This is a genomic window from Collinsella sp. SGI.241, from assembly GCF_050312955.1.
In the GTDB taxonomy this organism is placed as follows: Bacteria; Actinomycetota; Coriobacteriia; order Coriobacteriales; family Coriobacteriaceae; genus Collinsella.
The window spans coordinates 30,449-47,349 of record NZ_JBNPKM010000003.1 but is presented as its reverse complement, the minus strand read 5'-3'; the positions used below and the strand labels follow the sequence as shown (position 1 = coordinate 47,349).

Below are 16,901 nucleotides of genomic sequence, written 5' to 3'. Positions count from 1 at the left end.
GGCAAACCCCTCCAGCGGTTACGCGGCGCCCGAACGATGCCGCCATATGGATTGTACGATACCCACCGTCAACAACTGGATCATCATCGACGACGAACCAAAGCTAATGAACGGCAGCGGAATACCGGTAATCGGCATCATGCCAATGCACATGCCGATGTTCTCGAACGTCTGAAATGCCCACATGCCGACAATACCCACGCATGACAAGCGTAGAAACAGAGACTCGCACTTAAAGGCGACGCGGATCGTCGAGAAGATGAGCAGTACGTACAGGCACAGCAACAAAAAGGAACCGCAAAAGCCGAACGTCTCTGACAAAAAGGCGAAGACGAAGTCGGTATGGAACTCGGGCAGGAAGCCGCCGGCCGACTGCGTCGCATGCCCCAGGCCCTTACCAAAGAAACCGCCCGAGCCGACCGCGATCAACGACTGCTGCAGGTTGTACGCATCGTCCGAATCGGCGTTGTCGGGGTCGATAAAGACCGTCAGACGATTCATCTGGTACTGCTTAATGAGCACATCGTGGCCGAGCAGCGAATCGAAGACCGAATCGAGCGCCAGGACGAGCGCCACCAAACCCACGAGCAGAGCCAAAGTCGACAGCACCCATTCGCGGCGCGCACCGCTCATGCAGATGACGATGGCGCCCGACACCAGCACGACCAGACCCGAGCCCAAATCGCCCATGGCGACGACGGCCAAAAACGGAACGGACAGCATGCCGCAGAGCTTAATGTAGTCGCGAGCGGTATCGATGCGCCCGTTGTACTGCGAGCCAAGCGTGGCCATAAAGAAGATGGTGATGAGCTTGGCAAGCTCAACGGGCTGGAATGTTAAACCGATACCGGGAATCTTGATCCAACCCGTCATTCCCAAGCCGCCCGTGTAGGACAGGCCCGGAATCTTAGGCGAGAAGATCACGATGAGATCGATGACGAGCAGGGCCGTCGAAAAGTTGGAAATACCGCGCAGGTCGGTGCGCCAGACGAGCACCGCCAGCACCGCGCCAATACCGATACCCAGCAGGTGACGCGAGAACGAGGCGTCGGCTTTAAACTGCGAGGCGGACCAGATAATAATGGCGCCATAGGTGACGAGCGCCACAGTCGCCAACAGCACGCCGACGTGCACCTTTTGGCGAAACGTTCCGCGCGATGCGGAAATCTGCTTGTTGACGCGGTCCAGGCTGCTGCGAGAGCCGGTTTTGGTTGAGCGGAACAGGTCCGCCGGCGAAAAGTCCATCGCAACCTCCTATCGAACCGAGGAATCGCCCGTGGCCGTCGACGTGTCAGGCTCGTCATAAATCGCACCGAGGACATCGCGCACAACGTGCAGCGCGGTATCGGAGCCGCCACCGCCCTGTTCCAAGACAGTGGCAATCACGTACTTGGGGTCATCGGCCGGCGCGTAGGCGCAAAACCACGCGTAATCGTCCTCGCCGCTCTTCTCACCCGTGCCGGACTTGCCGTAGACCGTAGGGGTCAGGGAGTTAAAGTGCGCGGCGGTCGAAGTCGACGCCGAGTAAATCACATCGTGCATGCCGTTGCGGACCAGCGCAAGATCGGCATCGTTGTTAATTTGAGCCTCAAGGCGCTTCTTTTTGCCCTTGCCGTTGTACTTGTAGGCATCGCCGTCGCCATCACGCGAGACAGCAGACAAGAACACATGCGGCACATACTGTTTGCCGCCGTTGGCAATACCCATGTAGGCGCAGGCCATCTGCAGCGGTGTCACCAGAATGTCGCCCTGACCGATGGCGATGTTGGTCATATCGCCGGCATTCCACTTGCGGTCCTCGGCCGAGGCGTCGGTAAAGTACGACTCTTTCCACTCTGCATCGGGAATGCGGCCCGCACCCTCACTCGGCAGGTCGATGCCGCAGGTCTTGCCCAGGCCCCAACGGCGAAAGACCTCTTGCAGGCCTTCGGGATGCTGGTCGTTGTAGAAAAAGGCCTTGCCCATATCGTAGAACACGGGGTCGCAGGAGTTAGCGATACCGGACTGCAGCGTCATCGTGCCGTGGCCGGAGTGCAGCCAGCAGTATTTTCCCCAAGATTTGCCCAAGCCGGTCCAATATCCCGTGCAGTTGGTCGTTTGACTCGAAGTGTACGTGCCAAATTCGAGGCCAGCCAACGCCGAGAGGGGTTTGATAGTCGAGGCAGACATGTACTGGCCGCTAATGGCGCGGTTGAGTAGCGGATGCGAGCCCTCGTCATCGTTAAGCTCGGTCCACACGTCATTGGAAACGCCGCCGATAAAGACAGAAGGATCAAACTTGGGTTCGCTTGCCATGCCCAAGATCTCGCCGTTGTTGGGGTCAAGGCACACCACGGCTCCGTTGCCGGCATTGCTATGGCCCGTAGTCTTGGCAAGCTCAATGGCATTCGCCAGAGCCGTCTCGCAGGCCTGTTGAATCTTAAGATCGAGCGTAAGCTTAATGTCAGAACCGGCCTTGGCGGGAACGGCGCCGGCTTGACCGGTAACGTTACCCGAGGCGTCAACTTTCACGGTCTGCTCACCGCGAATGCCCTGCAGCAGATTTTCGTAGTAAATCTCTACGCCCGCCTGGCCCACAATATCGCCCGATTGATACGAGATCTGGCCAGCCGCGCTTTCGTTGCCGTCCGACGACTTCTTGTTCTGCGCCTCGAGCTGCTCGGAGGTAATGGTGCCGGTATAGCCCAAAATATGGCAGGCGGTCTCGCCATACGGGTACTGGCGCTCGGTGCGCTCGGCGATCTTCACGCCGGGAAACTCACCGGCGTGCTCCTGAATGTAGGCGACAGTAGAGCGGCGCACGTCAGTCGCGATCGTATGCAGGCTCTGCGCGCCCTCGGAATTGTCCTGGATGTTGCGCAGCACCGCGACATACGGCATGCCGAGCACGTTGGCAAGATGACGCACCAGCACCTTGTCGTCGGCAAGATCGCGATAGGCGACGACGGCGAGCGAGGGGCGGTTTTGCACCAGTGCGACGCCGTTGCGGTCCAAGATGCGGCCACGGACGGCCGGCGTGGTAACGGTACGGGTCTGATTGCTCTTGGCCTGCTTGTCATAGTAGTCCGACGAGACCATCTGCATGCCCCACAGCTTAACGGCAAGCGCGGCAAACATGGCGCCCACGCCCGTGGTGAGGATGGAAAAACGGCCCTTGAAGGCCGTGGCGGCCGTATTGCCCTCGCCCTCGGTGGCGCGCGGGGCCGTTCCGTGCTGTGTGTCGTAGGTAAAGCGGGAGTCGCCGCGGCGCATGATGACCAGCGCGACCACAATGGCCACGACCAGCGCGATACCGGCGACAACAACCGTCAACTGGGAAGACATCTTGAGGCCTCCCCTATTTGAGCTTACGGGTCTTGGGCTTAAAGCGCATGCCCGTCTGACGCCCACCGCGCGCGGAGAACCCATAGCCAGACTGCGGAGCGGCGCCGGACATCAAAAACGGAATGGCAATCAAGCCCGTCAGGATCGAGGACGGCAGAGCGTGCCCAAAGATGGCCACCACAAAGCTCGTCTCCAGACCCATAAACAGCAAGATGATGCTGTAGACCACGTTGATGGCAAGCGCAAAGGCGCCCACGGTAATGCCGCGCGCGCTCGGCGAGCCGCCCGTCTGACCAGCCGCGCTGTGCACCAAAGCAAAACTGCCCACGGTCAGCAGCAGCGACATAACGCCCACCGGCACGGCGGCGGAAAGGTCGTAAAACAGACCGCTGCAAAAGCCGCACACGACGGCACGCGTAGGGTCGCCCGAAAACACGCTCAGGCACACCAAAATAATCATAAAGTTGACGCGGCCGCCCGCGATGGAGATTTGCGGTGCCAGTCCCGCCTGCAGCAGCACGCAGACGATAGCGGCGATTGCAAAGGCACGGGAGCCAGTCCCCTGCTCGTGTAGATCCATGGACATGCCTCCCTATTCGCTCGATCCAGAATCGGACGCTTCGGCCGTGTCGGAATCATCATCCGATTTCTCGTCCTTAGACTGAGTCGCAGCATCGCGCGACGTGCCCTGCGGGGCACTATTGGCCGAGCTCACATCATCGTCCGAAGCCGACTGCTCGTCGGTGAGCGAGGTAATGACGAGCACTTCCTCGTTATTTTCGGCCGTGGTCTGCGCACGCACCACAATGGTGTAGTACACGTCGTTAGCCGACTTCTCGACCGAAGACACGGTGCCGAGCGGCAGTCCCTTGGGGAACACGCCACCGATGCCCGAGGTCACGATGATATCGCCAACCTTAACATCGGAGTCGACGCTCACGTACTCGAGACGCAGCGTGCCATCGGGCTGGCCCTGTAGCATGCCTTGTGCGCGCGTGTCCTGCACCATGGCGGACACACCAGAGTTCTCGTCGCCAATCAGGCGCACGGTCGATGTCTTGGCCGAAACCTCGATAATCTGGCCGATGACGCCGGCCGAGCTCGTCACGGGCATGTTGATGGTAAGCCCGTCGGCAGAACCTTTATCGATGGTGACGGTCGACGTCCAGGCGTCACCCGAGGCTCCGACAATACGAGCCGCAGTGGACTTGAGGTTATAGGTCGACTGCAGGCCCACAAGACCCTCAAGGCGCTCAGCGGTCTTTTGGGCCTCGGAAAGCTCCGCGACCTTGGAAGTGAGAACCTCGTTTTGCTTTTTAAGGTCGTCGAGCGACTCCTGCGAAGCGGTGAGGTTGGAGAACACGTTGCCGATGGCATTGAATGGCGCCGCCACCGCCGAGCCAACGAAACGCACCGGAGAGGTGATTGTCGTGACGCCCGAACGCACGGCATGTATCGGCCCGGCCTCGCCCTCTCGAATGTAAAACGTGAGCAGCAACACAGAAATCAGGCTGAAAACAATCAACGGGCGCATACCCGTTGATTGTCGTTTGGTATTCAGATTTGAAGAGAAACCCGAAGATCGTGCCAAATGGAATCCACCTTTTGGAAATTAAGCATTGGTCTGGACGAAACCGCCGTCAAACGCGTTGGCCTCGAGCACGCGGGCGCAACCGTTTACGACGTTGTCGAGCGCCGTGGGGCTCACGTTGACCGAAACGCCTGTCTCGTCGCGCAGGCGGACGTCGAGGCCGCGCAGCAGCGCACCGCCGCCGGTCAACAGAATGCCGTAGTACATAAGATCCGAGGCAAGATCGGGCGGCGTGGCGTCGAGTGCGTCCTTGACGGCCTTGGCCATCTCGTCGAGCGGCTTATTGAGCGCACGACGAATCTCCTCGCTCTCGATGCGCACGGTCTTGGGCAGGCCCGTGATCACGTCGCGGCCATTGACCTCGACGTCAAGCTCGTCCTTGAGTGGCACGGCAGAGCCGACCTTAATCTTAATGTCCTCGGCCGTGCGCTCGCCGATGGCCAAATTGTAGGCATCGCGAACATGCGTGAGGATAGCCTGATCGAACTCGTCGCCGGCAATGCGGATAGACTGCGACACGACGATACCGCCCATAGCGATAACGGCAACCTCGGTGGTGCCGCCACCGATATCGATGACCATGGAGCCGGTCGGCTCCTCGACAGGCAAGTCAGCACCGATAGCCGCGGCCATGGGCTCCTCGATCAGATAGGCCTGGCGAGCGCCAGCCTGAATCGTAGCCTCGAACACGGCGCGCTTCTCGACCGACGTGACACCAGAGGGAACGCATACGACGACGCGCGGACGAGGGGTCCACGGATAGCGCTTCTCGGAAGCCTTATCGATAAAGTAGCGAAGCATGGCCTCGGTGACATCGAAGTCGGCGATGACGCCATCCTTAAGAGGACGCACGGCCACAATGTTGCCGGGCGTACGGCCAAGCATACGCTTGGCCTCGATACCGACTGCAAGAATGCGCTCATCGTTTTTGTCGATGGCGACGACGGAAGGCTCGCGAATGACGATGCCCTTGCCGCGCACGGAGACAAGCGTATTGGCGGTGCCGAGGTCGATGGCTAGATCGCCCGCATAGCTACCGAAGAACATGTCCATCAAAGAAAACAACGCAACTCCTGATGTGTTGGATGATTGCTGGAAAACTACTAGCTCATCATACTAGCGCAAGCCCGGCACCTCACTTGCGGTGAAGCACCGGGCAGCGCCAAATCTCATAAGGTCACTACTGGTTGTCAGCGGCCGAGAAATCGATGTCGAGCGAAGACACCGCCCAGCCGATATGGTTGTCGGAGCGCACGAATTTGACGGTATATTCCTGCTCGCCGCCCTTGGACAGCGAAGCTTTCACCTTCGCGGTGGTCTCGGTCATGGACTGATCCATGCCCTCGATGGAGACGGTGGCGCCCTGCGGGATCGAGGAGATAATCATCGCCTTGGCGTCCTCGGACAGGCTGGAGGCCAGGCAGGACTCGGCCTTGGCGGTATCACCGTCGCCGGCAGCCTGGAACAGATCGGTGATGACGGACTCCTGCGAGGGGATACCCATGCCGCGCGTGTAGGCAAAGCCCAAACCGCCCGCGGCAAGAACAATCAGCAGAAGCAAAACCAGGAAGACCTTGAGGCCCGTATGGCGATGGCGACGACGGACCTTGGCCTGCTTGCGGTCCTGACGATCCTGCTGGACCATCTCGGACTCGGACAGCGTAAAGAAGCCCGTGTCGGACGGATCGGGCATAAACTGGCCAGTGGCACCCGTGGGATCGAGCGAATCGACAGCAGTCGTATCCATGGCGGGCGCCGGGGCCGTGGCCATGGCGGTCTGGGCCGAAAGCGCGGCAAGTGAATCGTGCACGCGGGCAAGCTCATCGGCCTGCTCGGGCGTGAGCTGATAGATGCCGTCGGCGGTGGCGGCATTAAAGGCATCGAGCGCCTCGGAAGGACGACCCGCGGCAGAAAGCGCCTCGCCCATACCCGCGTTAAGCGCACGCGTGTCATCGCGCGGACCGGCAAAGTCGATGGCCGTGCGATAGGTCTCCACGGCGTCCGCCGGTCGGCCAAGTTTGATGAAGCAGCGGCCGAGTTCGCCAAGGGCGGCCGCGGGGGCTGGATTGGCGCCATCGATGGCGGCCTGGCGGAAGGCAGTGCCTGCATTGGCGAAATCGCCCGACTGGAACAGCGCGTTGCCAAGACCCAGATAGGCCTTAAACGGCGTGGCATAGGAAGCATCCTGCGTTGCGGCGGAGAACGCCTGGGCTGCGGTCACATAGTCACCCACGGCAGCGAGCGCCTTGCCGCGGTTGGTGAGCAGCGCGCCGCGCTTTCCATAGGTGCCGTCGTTGAGGGCAGCCGCGTACGCCTCGGCAGCCTCGGCATACATACCCAGGTGCATCAGAGCGTTGCCACGCAGATGGTCGGCCTCGCCCATGATCTCGCTGGGGGTCTTTGCCGCACCGAGCATCTGAGCGGCTGCAGAAAAGTCGCCCGCACGATAAGCGGCTCGACCCTGTTGAATCAGCTGGCTATTCAAGGAAGTCCCCTTTTACTCGTGAACGATCTCGACATGGACGATCTCGTCGCCGGCACGCAGCTGCGAAATCACGTCGAGGCCCTCGACCGTGGTGCCAAAGACGGTGTAACCGGAATCCAGATTGTGCTGGGCTCCCAGGCAGAAGTAGAACTGGGAGCCCGCGGAATCGGGATCCATGGAACGTGCCATGGCAAGCGCACCGTCCACATGGCTGTTGCGCGGGTTGGTGGCAAACTCTCCCTTGATGCAGTAGCCGGGGCCACCGGTGCCGGGCATACCGTCGGGGCCCTCAAGGCCGGCGGCGACGTCAGCGCCGGACATATCGCGGGTATTGGGGTCGCCGCCCTGGATCACAAAGCCGGGCACATAGCGGTGAAACTTAAGGCCGTCATAAAAGCCCATGGTGGAAAGCTCGCAGAAGTTCGCCACATGGATGGGAGCGCCCTCGCCGTCAAATTTGACCTTGATCGTACCCTTCGACGTCTCGATGATCGCACACTCGTCACCAGCGAGCTGGTACTCGGGCGTATAAAGCTCTTTCTTAAAACCAAACATGTGGTTCCTTCCTCGTGCGTTTAAAGCATATTTGTACGAATTGTAGCAATAAGCACGGGCTTCCATCAATTGCGCACGCAGGTTATGCCGTCGGAGGGCAACAAATTACGAACGCGGCTGCGGCTTCCAGGCGCTCACATTGGCATCGTACTGGTTAAGGGCGCTGTTACCGCCCTGTGCGATGGGCGCCAAGATTTCACTCTGGCGGGCGCTCAGCGACTCGCCATCGGGAATGGACAGCGAGATATCCCAGCTCTGGCAGATCATGTCGACGCGCTCGTACATCCACTCGGCAAGCTGTTTGAGGTGCTCGATATCCTCTGCGTAGACGGTATCATCTTGCACCTTAAGGTTGTTGAGCTCGTCTTGGGTCTTTTTGATCTGGTCGCGCAGGGCATAAGCGCTCTGCGACAGCTCCTGACGCGTGGAGAGCGGCGTGCGCAGGTACCCGCTGTTAAACGAGTCGACAACCTCGCCGATCTGATCATCGTCGCCATACGACACGATCGTCCGATACAGACCGTCGAGCTTGGTATAGAGCTGGTCGTCGGAAAGGACGGTTTCCTCCTGGACCACCTCGGCGGTATCGTCGGACTTGGTCTCTTCCTCGGTAGCCTCGCCCTTCTGGCGCGAGGGGAACGTCGTCTTGGCGGCCTGGCCAAACTGGTCGTAAAAGCCCGGCATAACGCCCATGGGATCCGACGTCACAAACCAATAGGCACTGCCGCACACGGCAGCGAGCAACGCGATGACGATGAGCGGCTTGGGAATACGGCGCTTGTGCTTGTGGTAGGCATCCTCGTCCGGATGCACCTTGCGCTTGGGTTTTTGATTTTTGAACTGAGCGTCGTCACGAAGGGACACCGGCAGCGGGATATCGACCTTGGGAATGCCAAAATCCCTGTCGAAAGCCGGCAGCACGCAGGTCTCATTGGGATCGGCGGCATCGGAAAGTACCGCGGCGGCAGAGGCCGGCGCATGGGGTACCTCGGTATCGATCTGCTCCTGCGTCAGGCGGGGAAAACCAGCCGTGCGCCCAGCAGCCAGGTCGGATGCTGCCGCATCCTCGGATAGAATGCCCGGGGCAGGGCGCCCGCACTTGGAACAGGTACGGTCATGAGGCGACAGACGGGCACCGCAGCCTTCGCAGAACACAAACTCGGTGTGCTCGGGGCCATCGCCCGGGCCAACATAGGTATTGCAATAGGGGCAGAACGAGGAGCCGTCCTCTATGGTCTTGAGACAATGCGGGCAAATCACGGCATCCTCTTTTCGGAATCATTCGAACCATCGAGGTTAGAGCATAACATCGCTACGCCCCTAAAGGCACAGGGCACCAATTCAACATCGCAGGGTAGCTAATTTGGGACGGGGCTTTTTTAGCTGCCCTGGCCGCCAATCGGCCAAATAGATCGCGTCATCAGCCGGGTAGCTAAAAAAGCCCCGTCCCAAATTAGCTACCCTGTGAGGTGCGGTTACTTCTTCTTTTTGCTCGGCATCGAGACCTTAATGCCCTGGGCGGACTTGGTCACGCGCGAGCGCTTGACGCCCGCGCCCTTCTTTTTCTTGGGCTGGGTCTTTTCCACGCCCTCGAGCGCTCGGGCCTCGGCCTCACGGGTCGTACGCTCCTCGCGACGCTGCGCCATGTCGGCGGCGAGGCGCTTGGCAAAACGCTCGGCCGTCGAGCCCGTCGAGCTCACCTTGCCGCCACCGCGGCCCAAGCGAACGCGCACGCCGCGGCCAAAGCCAGTGGCGGCATGACGGCGACGCGGCTTCAGCGAATCCATCATCGTGGCGAGTTTAAAGAACACGCCGCAAGTAAAGACCACAATCACCAGAAGGATAATTGCCTCGCCCATCGACAAGTTGGCGATGGACAGCAGCTCGGGGAATCCGATAACGCCCGCCAAGATGCCGACGACGACAAATACAAAGAGCACCACACGCAAGGGTGTGAGCGGCTGCGAGATACGCCAGATCAGGCTCACGCTTGCTGCGCACGACGTGAGAAGGCACATCGTCGACAGCGTGAGCTGGCTAAAGCCAAACACGCGCGCCACAAAGATATCGAGCGCCGCGGCCAAAATGACTGCAACCGATGCCGGCAACGCACGCTTGAGTACGTTGGTTAAGAACGACCCCTTCACGCGGGCATTGTTGGGCTCAAGGCCCAGCACAAAGCCCGGCGCGCCGATGCAGAAGAAGTTGATGAGCGTCATCTGGATTGGCTCAAAGGGATACGGCGGCAGCGCGATGCACAGTGCCGCCAGGCCCATCGAGAACAGCGTCTTGGTCAGGAACAGCGCGGCCGAACGCTGCAGGTTGTTGATGGAGCGACGGCCCTCGGCCACCACGGCGGGCATCGAGGCAAAGTCGTTATCGACCAGCACGATCTCGGCCACGTTGCGTGCGGCGTCGGAACCGGCGGCCATGGCCACGGAGCAGTCCGCCTCCTTGAGTGCCAGCACATCGTTGACGCCGTCGCCCGTCATGGCAACGGTATGGCCACGACGCTTGAGCGCCTGCACGAGCTCGCGCTTCTGCTGCGGGGTCACGCGGCCAAAGACGTGATAGCGGTCCACCGCCGCATCAATCTTGGACGGCGTATCGAGCGTCGTGGCGTCCACATAAGCGTCCGCCCCCGGCACGCCCACCACGCGTGCGATCGACGACACCGTGCGCGGGTCGTCGCCACTGATCACGTTGAGGGTCACGCCCTGCTCGTTAAAGTAGCCGATGGTCTCGGCGGCCGAAGTGCGAATCTCATCGCGAATGGTCACAAAGCCCACGGGCTCGGCCTCGCCCACCATATCGCCATCGGGCGTAAAGCCGTCCACACGGGCCACCACAAGTACGCGGCAGGTGTCGGCAAGCTCGGCCACACGATTTTCGACCTGCGCAAAGATACGCTCCGAAAGCACAAATTGCGCCGCACCCATCACATAGGAGCCCTGTGCAAACGAGGCGCCGCTCCACTTTTTGGAGGACGAAAACGGAATGACCGACAGCGGCTCGGACACCTCGACCGGGCGGTCGGCGTAATAGTTGAGCAGCGCCTGACAGGTCTCATTGGCATCGGCCGAGGTCGCGCGCGCGACATTGGCAAGCGCAAAATCGAGCACGGTAGTATCGACGGGGACAGGTGCCTCGTCCGGGGCCAAGCCCACACCCTCAACGGGCAACGGATAGGTGCCCTCGACCTCCATGCGACCCGACGTGATAGTGCCCGTCTTGTCCAGGCACAGCACGTCGACGCGCGCGAGCGTCTCGATGCAGTAGAGCTGCTGGGCGAGTACCTTGCGGCGCGCCAGGCGCACCGTGGCGATGGCAAGCACCGACGAGGTCAGCAGCACCAGGCCCTGCGGAATCATGCCCAAAAGAGCGCCCACCGTGGACAGCAGCGCCGACGAAGGCACGCGACCGGCCAGCAGCTCGGAAAAGCACCACGAAAGCGCGCTATCGCCCGGCGTGCCCGCGGCGTCCCACAGCCCACTTACACTCGAGGCAAACAAGGCCAGACCGAGCGGAATCATAATGACGCTCGCAAAACGCACGATGGCGTTGAGCGCGTTCATGATCTCGGAATTGACCTTTTTGACGTACTTGGCCTCGTTGTTGATCTTGGCCACATAGTTATCCGCACCAACATGGACCACGCGGGCACGCAACAGGCCCGAGTCGATAAAGCTGCCGCTCATGAGCTCGGAGCCAGGCTGCTTTTTGATGAGGTCGCTCTCGCCCGTCAGCAGACTTTCGTTAACGAGCGCCTCGCCCGATACCACCACGGCGTCGGCAGGTATCTGGTCCCCGCGCCCCAGACGAATGATGTCGTCGAGCACGATCTGGTCCAAGTCGAGCTCCACCTCGGCGCCGTCGCGCACCGCGATGGCCTTCTTAGAAGTGAGGAGCGTGAGCTTGTCGACCATCTTTTTGGAGCGCATGGACTGGATGACGCCAATGGCGGTATTGAGGAACACCACGAACAGGAACGTCAGGTTCTTAAACGATCCGGTCATAATGACCAAAATCGCTAAAATCACGTTGATCAGATTGAACAGCGTGCAGAGATTTTCGATGATAAGCTCACGAACCGATTTGGTCTTGAGCTCCATGTTGCGGTTGATCTTGCCGGCGGCAATGCGCTCCTCGACCTCGGCGGTCGAAAGTCCGCGCTCGATATCCGTCGTTGCCATACCACGTCCCATCACGTCGCATCGGTATAAGAAAACCGCCCGGACCATACGAGGTTCGGACGGCCTTGCTCCCTATGGTGCCCCATGTTGGATTCGAACCAACGGCCTTCTGCTCCGGAGGCAGACGCTCTAATCCCCTGAGCTAATAGGGCCAACGGTTGGCATTATACCCAAGTGCGCCACGAGCTAACAACATAATAGAAAAAGCTCTGCAATTACGTGGGAGACGAAGCGCAACGGCTCACTTTAGGACGCAAAAGTGAAATAATTAGTATAAACTCTCATGCACCATATGATACGGCTCGCACTGCGGGCCGTTTTTGCAAGGGTTATCCATCGAGGTGAGAGGCACACCATGATTGCAATTTTAAAGCAGAGCGCCAGCGATGAGGCCATCGGCCACATCGTCAGCTGGATTGAGAAGAAGGGTCTCAAAACCGACGTGTCGCGCGGCGAGAACGAGACCATCATCGGCCTGGTGGGCGATACGACCAAGATCGACCCGTTCCTGCTCGAGTCCATGGACGTCGTCGAGCGCGTGCAGCGCGTCTCCGAGCCGTTCAAGCGTGCCAACCGCAAGTTTCACCCCGAGGACTCCGTCATCGACTGCGGCCACGGCATCAAGATCGGCGGCGACCAGTTCCAGGTCATCGCCGGACCCTGCTCCGTCGAGGGCGAAAACCTCATTCGCATCGCACGCCGCGTAAAGGCCGCCGGCGCCACGATGCTGCGAGGCGGTGCCTACAAGCCCCGCACCTCCCCTTACGCCTACCAGGGCATGGGCCCCGCCGGCCTGGACCTGCTATGCGAGGCCTCGGCCGAGCTCGACATGCCGATCGTCACCGAGATCATGGACCCGCGCGATGTGCAGGTCTTCTTGGATAAGAAGATTGACGTCATGCAGATTGGCGCCCGCAACGCGCAGAACTTCCCCCTGCTCAAGGAGGTCGGCAAGACCCAGACCCCGGTCCTGCTCAAGCGCGGCATGTCCGGCACCGTCGACGAGCTGCTCATGGCTGCCGAGTACATCATGAGCGAGGGCAACGACAACGTTATCCTGTGCGAGCGCGGCATTCGCACCTTCGAGACCCGCACCCGTAACACCTTCGACCTCAACGCCGTGCCGGTGCTGCACCACCTGTCGCACCTGCCCGTCGTGGCCGACCCCAGCCATGCGACCGGCTACACCCGCTACGTTGAACCCATGGCGCTCGCGGCGACCGCCTGCGGCGCCAATGGCCTGGAGATCGAGGTCCACGACGAGCCCAGCCGCGCATGGTCCGACGGCGCCCAGGCCCTCACCCCCGACCAGTTTGACGACACCATGCGCCGCATCCACGCCATCCGCGAGGTCGTCTGCCAAGAGACCATGGAGTAGCCCATGGGTACGGTAAGAAACGCACGCGTTAACCAGGGCGGCCCCAAATGCGCCGGCGTTGTGGGCCTGGGCCTCATCGGCGGCAGCTTTGCCCGCGGCTATGCGCAGGCGGACGTCCGCGTGCTGGCCTGGGACCCCGACGATGACGTCATGACGGCCGCCAGCATGGGCACCGTCGCCGGCGAGCTCAACGACGAGACGCTCGGCGAGTGCGACATCATCGTGCTGGCCTGTTACCCCGAGGCCTGCATCGAGTGGCTCGAGACGCACGCCCAAGCGCTCGCCGACGCCACCGATACCGAGGCCATCATGGGGCCCGTGGTGATTGACACCGTGGGCGTGAAGGGCATCGTGTGCGAGCGTGCCTTCGAACTCGCCCGCGAGTACGGGTTTTACTTTGTGGGCGCGCACCCCATGGCGGGCACCCAGTACTCGGGCTACGCTCACTCCCGTGCCGACCTGTTCCAGGGCGCGCCACTCGTGCTCGTGCCGCCTGCAGTGGACGATGCGCTCAAACTGGAGCTTTTAGGCCAGGTGCGAGAGATGGTGCGCCCCTTAGGGTTTGGCAAGTTCAGCGTGACCACCGCCGCCGAACACGACCGCGTGATCGCCTTTACGAGCCAGCTCGCGCACGTCGTCTCAAACGCCTACGTCAAAAGCCCGACCGCCCAGGTTCACCACGGTTTTTCGGCCGGTAGCTACCGCGACCTTACCCGCGTGGCGCACCTCAACCCGCAAATGTGGTCCGAGCTCATGATTGACGACGCCGACGCGCTCGCCTTCGAGATCGACCATCTGATCGACTCGCTTAGCGCATACAGCCGCGCGCTCAAGGACCGCGACCAGCGTTATCTTGAGAATCTCCTTGCCGAGGGCGACCGCATTAAGCGCGCGCTCGACGACGAGGCCGCCCACTAGACCACCTATCACGCCAGGTCGAAAGGACCAAAGCTTATGGCGATTACCATCGATATCGACACCGCACGCCCCTACCAGGTGCACGTCGGCACGTTTTTGCTGGAGCAGGCGGGCCCGCTCGTCCGCGCCACCGCCGGCGGTACCAAAGCCGTCATCGTGACGGACACCAACGTGGGCCCGCTCTACCAAATGCCCGTTAAGCAGAGCCTGGAGGCTGCGGGCTATACGGTGAGTGTCTGCACCTTCGAGGCCGGCGAGGCCCACAAGCGCGCCGAGACCTACATCAACATCTTGGAGTTTGTGGCCGAGCACGAGCTCTCGCGCTCCGACGTGATCGTGGCACTCGGCGGCGGCGTTGTAGGCGACGTGGCTGGCTTTGTGGCCGCCACCTACATGCGCGGCTGCAAGTTTGTGCAGATCCCCACGAGCCTGCTCGCCATGGTTGATTCGTCGGTGGGCGGCAAGACGGCCATCGACCTAGCTGCCGGCAAAAACCTGGCCGGCGCCTTTTGGCAGCCGAGTGTGGTTATTGCCGACGTGGGGTGTCTCGCCACCCTCACGCCCGAGCAGTTTGCCGACGGCTGCGGAGAGGTCGTCAAACACGCCGTGATCGCCGACCCCGAGCTTTTCACCGAGTTGGAGAAGACCCCGCTCACGCTGGAGCTCCTCAACCGCGACGTGGCCCGCGTGGCGCTCATCATCGCCCGCAATATCGACATCAAGCGCGCCGTGGTTGTCGCCGATGAGCGCGAGACCAACCAGCGCAAGCTCCTCAACTTTGGGCACAGTGCCGGACACGCTGTCGAGGCCTGCGAGCACTTTGAGCTGGGACATGGCAACTGCGTGTCGATCGGCATGGGCATCATCACGCGCGCCGCAGCGCTTCATGGCATCTGCGACGCCGCGCTGCCCGCACGTATTGAGGAGCTCTGCGCCCGCCACGGTCTCAAGACCCGCTGCGAGCTTTCGGCCGACGCCGTCTTTGCCGAGGCGCTGCACGACAAAAAACGCGCCGGTGACACCATCGACCTGGTAATTCCGCACGACATTGGCCGCTGCAGCATCGACCGCACGCCGCTTTCCGCCTTTCATGATTTAATTGCCGAGGGCCTCGGCCAGAAGGGAGACGCCTCCGCATGCTAGCCCGCATCACTCCGTCCCCACTCAAGGGCACCGTCCCCGCCATCGCATCCAAGTCGATGGCGCACCGCCTGATCATCTGCGCCGCCCTTGCCAACGGTGAGACGCATGTGACCTGCAACACCACCTGCGCCGATATCGAGGCCACGGTGCGCTGCCTCACGGCGCTCGGCGCCCGCATCGAGACCGTCGAGGATGGCTTCCAAGTCCATCCCACTATGAAGAGTATTGAGTTCGGCCTGCTCAAGGCACTTGCCGGCGGCACGCTCGACTGCGGCGAGAGCGGCTCCACGCTCCGCTTTATGCTGCCCGTCGCCTGCGCGCTGGGGGCAGAGGCAACCTTTGTGGGCCAGGGCCGTCTGGGCGCCCGCCCGCTCTCCCCGCTCTCCGACGAGATCATCGCCGCCGGCTGCGACCTGCAGGGCCTGGGCGGCTTTCCGCTCAAGACGAGCGGCCGCATGCGCCCGGGCACATTTATCCTGCCTGGCAACGTGAGCTCGCAGTACATTTCCGGCTTGCTGCTGGCGGCCCCGCTGCTGGCCCAGCCCTCCTGTGTGCAGGTGACCGGCCTTATCGAGAGTCGCCCCTATATCAACCTGACCATCCAGGCCATGAAGGCGTTTGGCGTCGAGGTCAACGTCGAGCGTATCCCCGCCAAGAATGGCAAGCCCGAGGTCACGAACTTCCGCGTGAGCAGCGGCTCGTACCGCACGCCTGGCAACGTGGCTGTCGAGGGCGACTGGTCCAACGCCGCCTTTTGGCTGTGTGCCGGCGCCATCGGCTCCGATCCCATCACTGTGGAAGGCGTATCACTGAGCTCCGCGCAGGGCGACCGCAACGTGCTCGCCGCGCTTTCGCGCTTTGGTGCCCGCATCGTGCGCTCCACCAACGCCGCCACCGTGCAGTCCGACAAGCTCGCCGGCTTTGAGATGAGCGCCCACGACATTCCCGACCTGGTACCCGTTATCTCGGCCGTGGCCTCGCTGGCACAAGGCCGCACGTTCATCCGCGATTGTGCCCGCCTGCGCATCAAGGAATCCGATCGCTTGGCCACTACCACCCGCGAGCTCACCGCGCTGGGCGCGCAGGTGCGCATTGCCGGCGACGACCTCATCATCAAGGGTGTCGATGCCTTTACCGGCGGCGAGGTCGATTCGCACAACGACCATCGTATCGCCATGATGGCCGCCATCGCCGCGAGCCGTGCTACCGGCGAAGTTGTGATCCACGGCGCCGAGGCCGTCAACAAGTCCTATCCCGATTTCTTCGACCACTACCGCCTGCTGGGCGGCAAGGTCACGCTCGAGGAGGAGTAGC

At 61.5% G+C, this 16,901-nt stretch carries 13 protein-coding genes and 1 tRNA gene; 4 read left to right on the top strand and 10 right to left on the bottom strand.

The window, feature by feature from the left end; translation table 11 throughout:
* Positions 1–18: 18 nt before the first annotated feature.
* From ACQQ92_RS02025 to ACQQ92_RS01980, 10 genes are all read right to left on the bottom strand, one after another.
* The gene (locus ACQQ92_RS02025; protein ID WP_154516190.1) at positions 19–1,245 is read right to left on the bottom strand and encodes an FtsW/RodA/SpoVE family cell cycle protein; all 1,227 of its coding nucleotides are present in this window, start codon (positions 1,243–1,245) and stop codon (positions 19–21) included.
* 9 nt (positions 1,246–1,254) lie between these two features.
* Positions 1,255–3,324 carry a penicillin-binding protein 2 gene (mrdA, locus tag ACQQ92_RS02020; protein ID WP_154516187.1) on the bottom strand — a complete coding sequence of 690 codons (2,070 nt, stop codon included), beginning with the start codon at positions 3,322–3,324 and terminating at the stop codon, positions 1,255–1,257.
* A 13-nt stretch (positions 3,325–3,337) separates the two neighbouring features.
* Positions 3,338–3,904: a hypothetical protein gene (locus ACQQ92_RS02015; protein WP_154516184.1), complete on the bottom strand. Its 567-nt coding sequence runs from the start codon at positions 3,902–3,904 to the stop codon at positions 3,338–3,340.
* Positions 3,905–3,916: 12 nt separating this feature from the next.
* Positions 3,917–4,858: a rod shape-determining protein MreC gene (gene mreC / locus ACQQ92_RS02010; protein ID WP_427794828.1), complete on the bottom strand. Its 942-nt coding sequence runs from the start codon at positions 4,856–4,858 to the stop codon at positions 3,917–3,919.
* Positions 4,859–4,936: 78 nt separating this feature from the next.
* Positions 4,937–5,968 carry a rod shape-determining protein gene (locus tag ACQQ92_RS02005; protein ID WP_006236061.1) on the bottom strand — a complete coding sequence of 344 codons (1,032 nt, stop codon included), beginning with the start codon at positions 5,966–5,968 and terminating at the stop codon, positions 4,937–4,939.
* 127 nt (positions 5,969–6,095) lie between these two features.
* The gene (locus tag ACQQ92_RS02000; protein ID WP_427726917.1) at positions 6,096–7,400 is read right to left on the bottom strand and encodes a tetratricopeptide repeat protein; all 1,305 of its coding nucleotides are present in this window, start codon (positions 7,398–7,400) and stop codon (positions 6,096–6,098) included.
* Between the two features lie 12 nt (positions 7,401–7,412).
* Entirely contained in the window at positions 7,413–7,955 is a 543-nt protein-coding gene (locus tag ACQQ92_RS01995; RefSeq protein ID WP_154516178.1) for a peptidylprolyl isomerase, read from the bottom strand.
* Positions 7,956–8,060: 105 nt separating this feature from the next.
* On the bottom strand, positions 8,061–9,215 hold the full coding sequence (locus ACQQ92_RS01990) for a zinc ribbon domain-containing protein (protein ID WP_427795655.1): 1,155 nt from the start codon (positions 9,213–9,215) through the stop codon (positions 8,061–8,063).
* Positions 9,216–9,430: 215 nt separating this feature from the next.
* Complete coding sequence (locus ACQQ92_RS01985; RefSeq protein WP_427795654.1) at positions 9,431–12,148, bottom strand: HAD-IC family P-type ATPase; 2,718 nt, start codon at positions 12,146–12,148, stop codon at positions 9,431–9,433.
* Positions 12,149–12,223: 75 nt separating this feature from the next.
* Positions 12,224–12,300 (bottom strand) — tRNA-Arg (locus ACQQ92_RS01980).
* Between the two features lie 203 nt (positions 12,301–12,503).
* Here ACQQ92_RS01980 and aroF point away from each other — a divergent pair.
* Genes aroF through aroA form a run of 4 tightly spaced genes read left to right on the top strand, consistent with a single transcriptional unit; the run spans position 12,504 to position 16,900 of the window.
* Positions 12,504–13,526 carry a 3-deoxy-7-phosphoheptulonate synthase gene (gene aroF / locus ACQQ92_RS01975; protein ID WP_427795653.1) on the top strand — a complete coding sequence of 341 codons (1,023 nt, stop codon included), beginning with the start codon at positions 12,504–12,506 and terminating at the stop codon, positions 13,524–13,526.
* Between the two features lie 3 nt (positions 13,527–13,529).
* Positions 13,530–14,444 (top strand): prephenate dehydrogenase, encoded by a 915-nt coding sequence (locus tag ACQQ92_RS01970; protein WP_427795652.1) that lies wholly within the window; start codon positions 13,530–13,532, stop codon positions 14,442–14,444.
* 36 nt (positions 14,445–14,480) lie between these two features.
* Positions 14,481–15,587 (top strand): 3-dehydroquinate synthase, encoded by a 1,107-nt coding sequence (gene aroB / locus ACQQ92_RS01965; RefSeq protein ID WP_427795651.1) that lies wholly within the window; start codon positions 14,481–14,483, stop codon positions 15,585–15,587.
* A complete protein-coding gene (aroA, locus tag ACQQ92_RS01960; RefSeq protein WP_427794801.1) occupies positions 15,581–16,900 on the top strand; it encodes a 3-phosphoshikimate 1-carboxyvinyltransferase in 1,320 nt (439 codons plus the stop codon). Before aroB ends, aroA begins: the two co-directional genes overlap by 7 nt.
* Position 16,901 lies beyond the last annotated feature (1 nt).

Bases quoted from the DNA above. Each gene is read 5' to 3' on its own strand.
- ACQQ92_RS02025 (WP_154516190.1), bottom strand. From the start codon at position 1,245: ATGGACTTTTCGCCGGCGGACCTGTTCCGCTCAACCAAAACCGGCTCT.
- mrdA (WP_154516187.1), bottom strand. From the start codon at position 3,324: ATGTCTTCCCAGTTGACGGTTGTTGTCGCCGGTATCGCGCTGGTCGTG.
- ACQQ92_RS02015 (WP_154516184.1), bottom strand. From the start codon at position 3,904: ATGGATCTACACGAGCAGGGGACTGGCTCCCGTGCCTTTGCAATCGCC.
- mreC (WP_427794828.1), bottom strand. From the start codon at position 4,858: ATGCGCCCGTTGATTGTTTTCAGCCTGATTTCTGTGTTGCTGCTCACG.
- ACQQ92_RS02005 (WP_006236061.1), bottom strand. From the start codon at position 5,968: ATGGACATGTTCTTCGGTAGCTATGCGGGCGATCTAGCCATCGACCTC.
- ACQQ92_RS01995 (WP_154516178.1), bottom strand. From the start codon at position 7,955: ATGTTTGGTTTTAAGAAAGAGCTTTATACGCCCGAGTACCAGCTCGCT.
- ACQQ92_RS01985 (WP_427795654.1), bottom strand. From the start codon at position 12,148: ATGGCAACGACGGATATCGAGCGCGGACTTTCGACCGCCGAGGTCGAG.
- aroF (WP_427795653.1), top strand. From the start codon at position 12,504: ATGATTGCAATTTTAAAGCAGAGCGCCAGCGATGAGGCCATCGGCCAC.
- ACQQ92_RS01970 (WP_427795652.1), top strand. From the start codon at position 13,530: ATGGGTACGGTAAGAAACGCACGCGTTAACCAGGGCGGCCCCAAATGC.
- aroB (WP_427795651.1), top strand. From the start codon at position 14,481: ATGGCGATTACCATCGATATCGACACCGCACGCCCCTACCAGGTGCAC.
- aroA (WP_427794801.1), top strand. From the start codon at position 15,581: ATGCTAGCCCGCATCACTCCGTCCCCACTCAAGGGCACCGTCCCCGCC.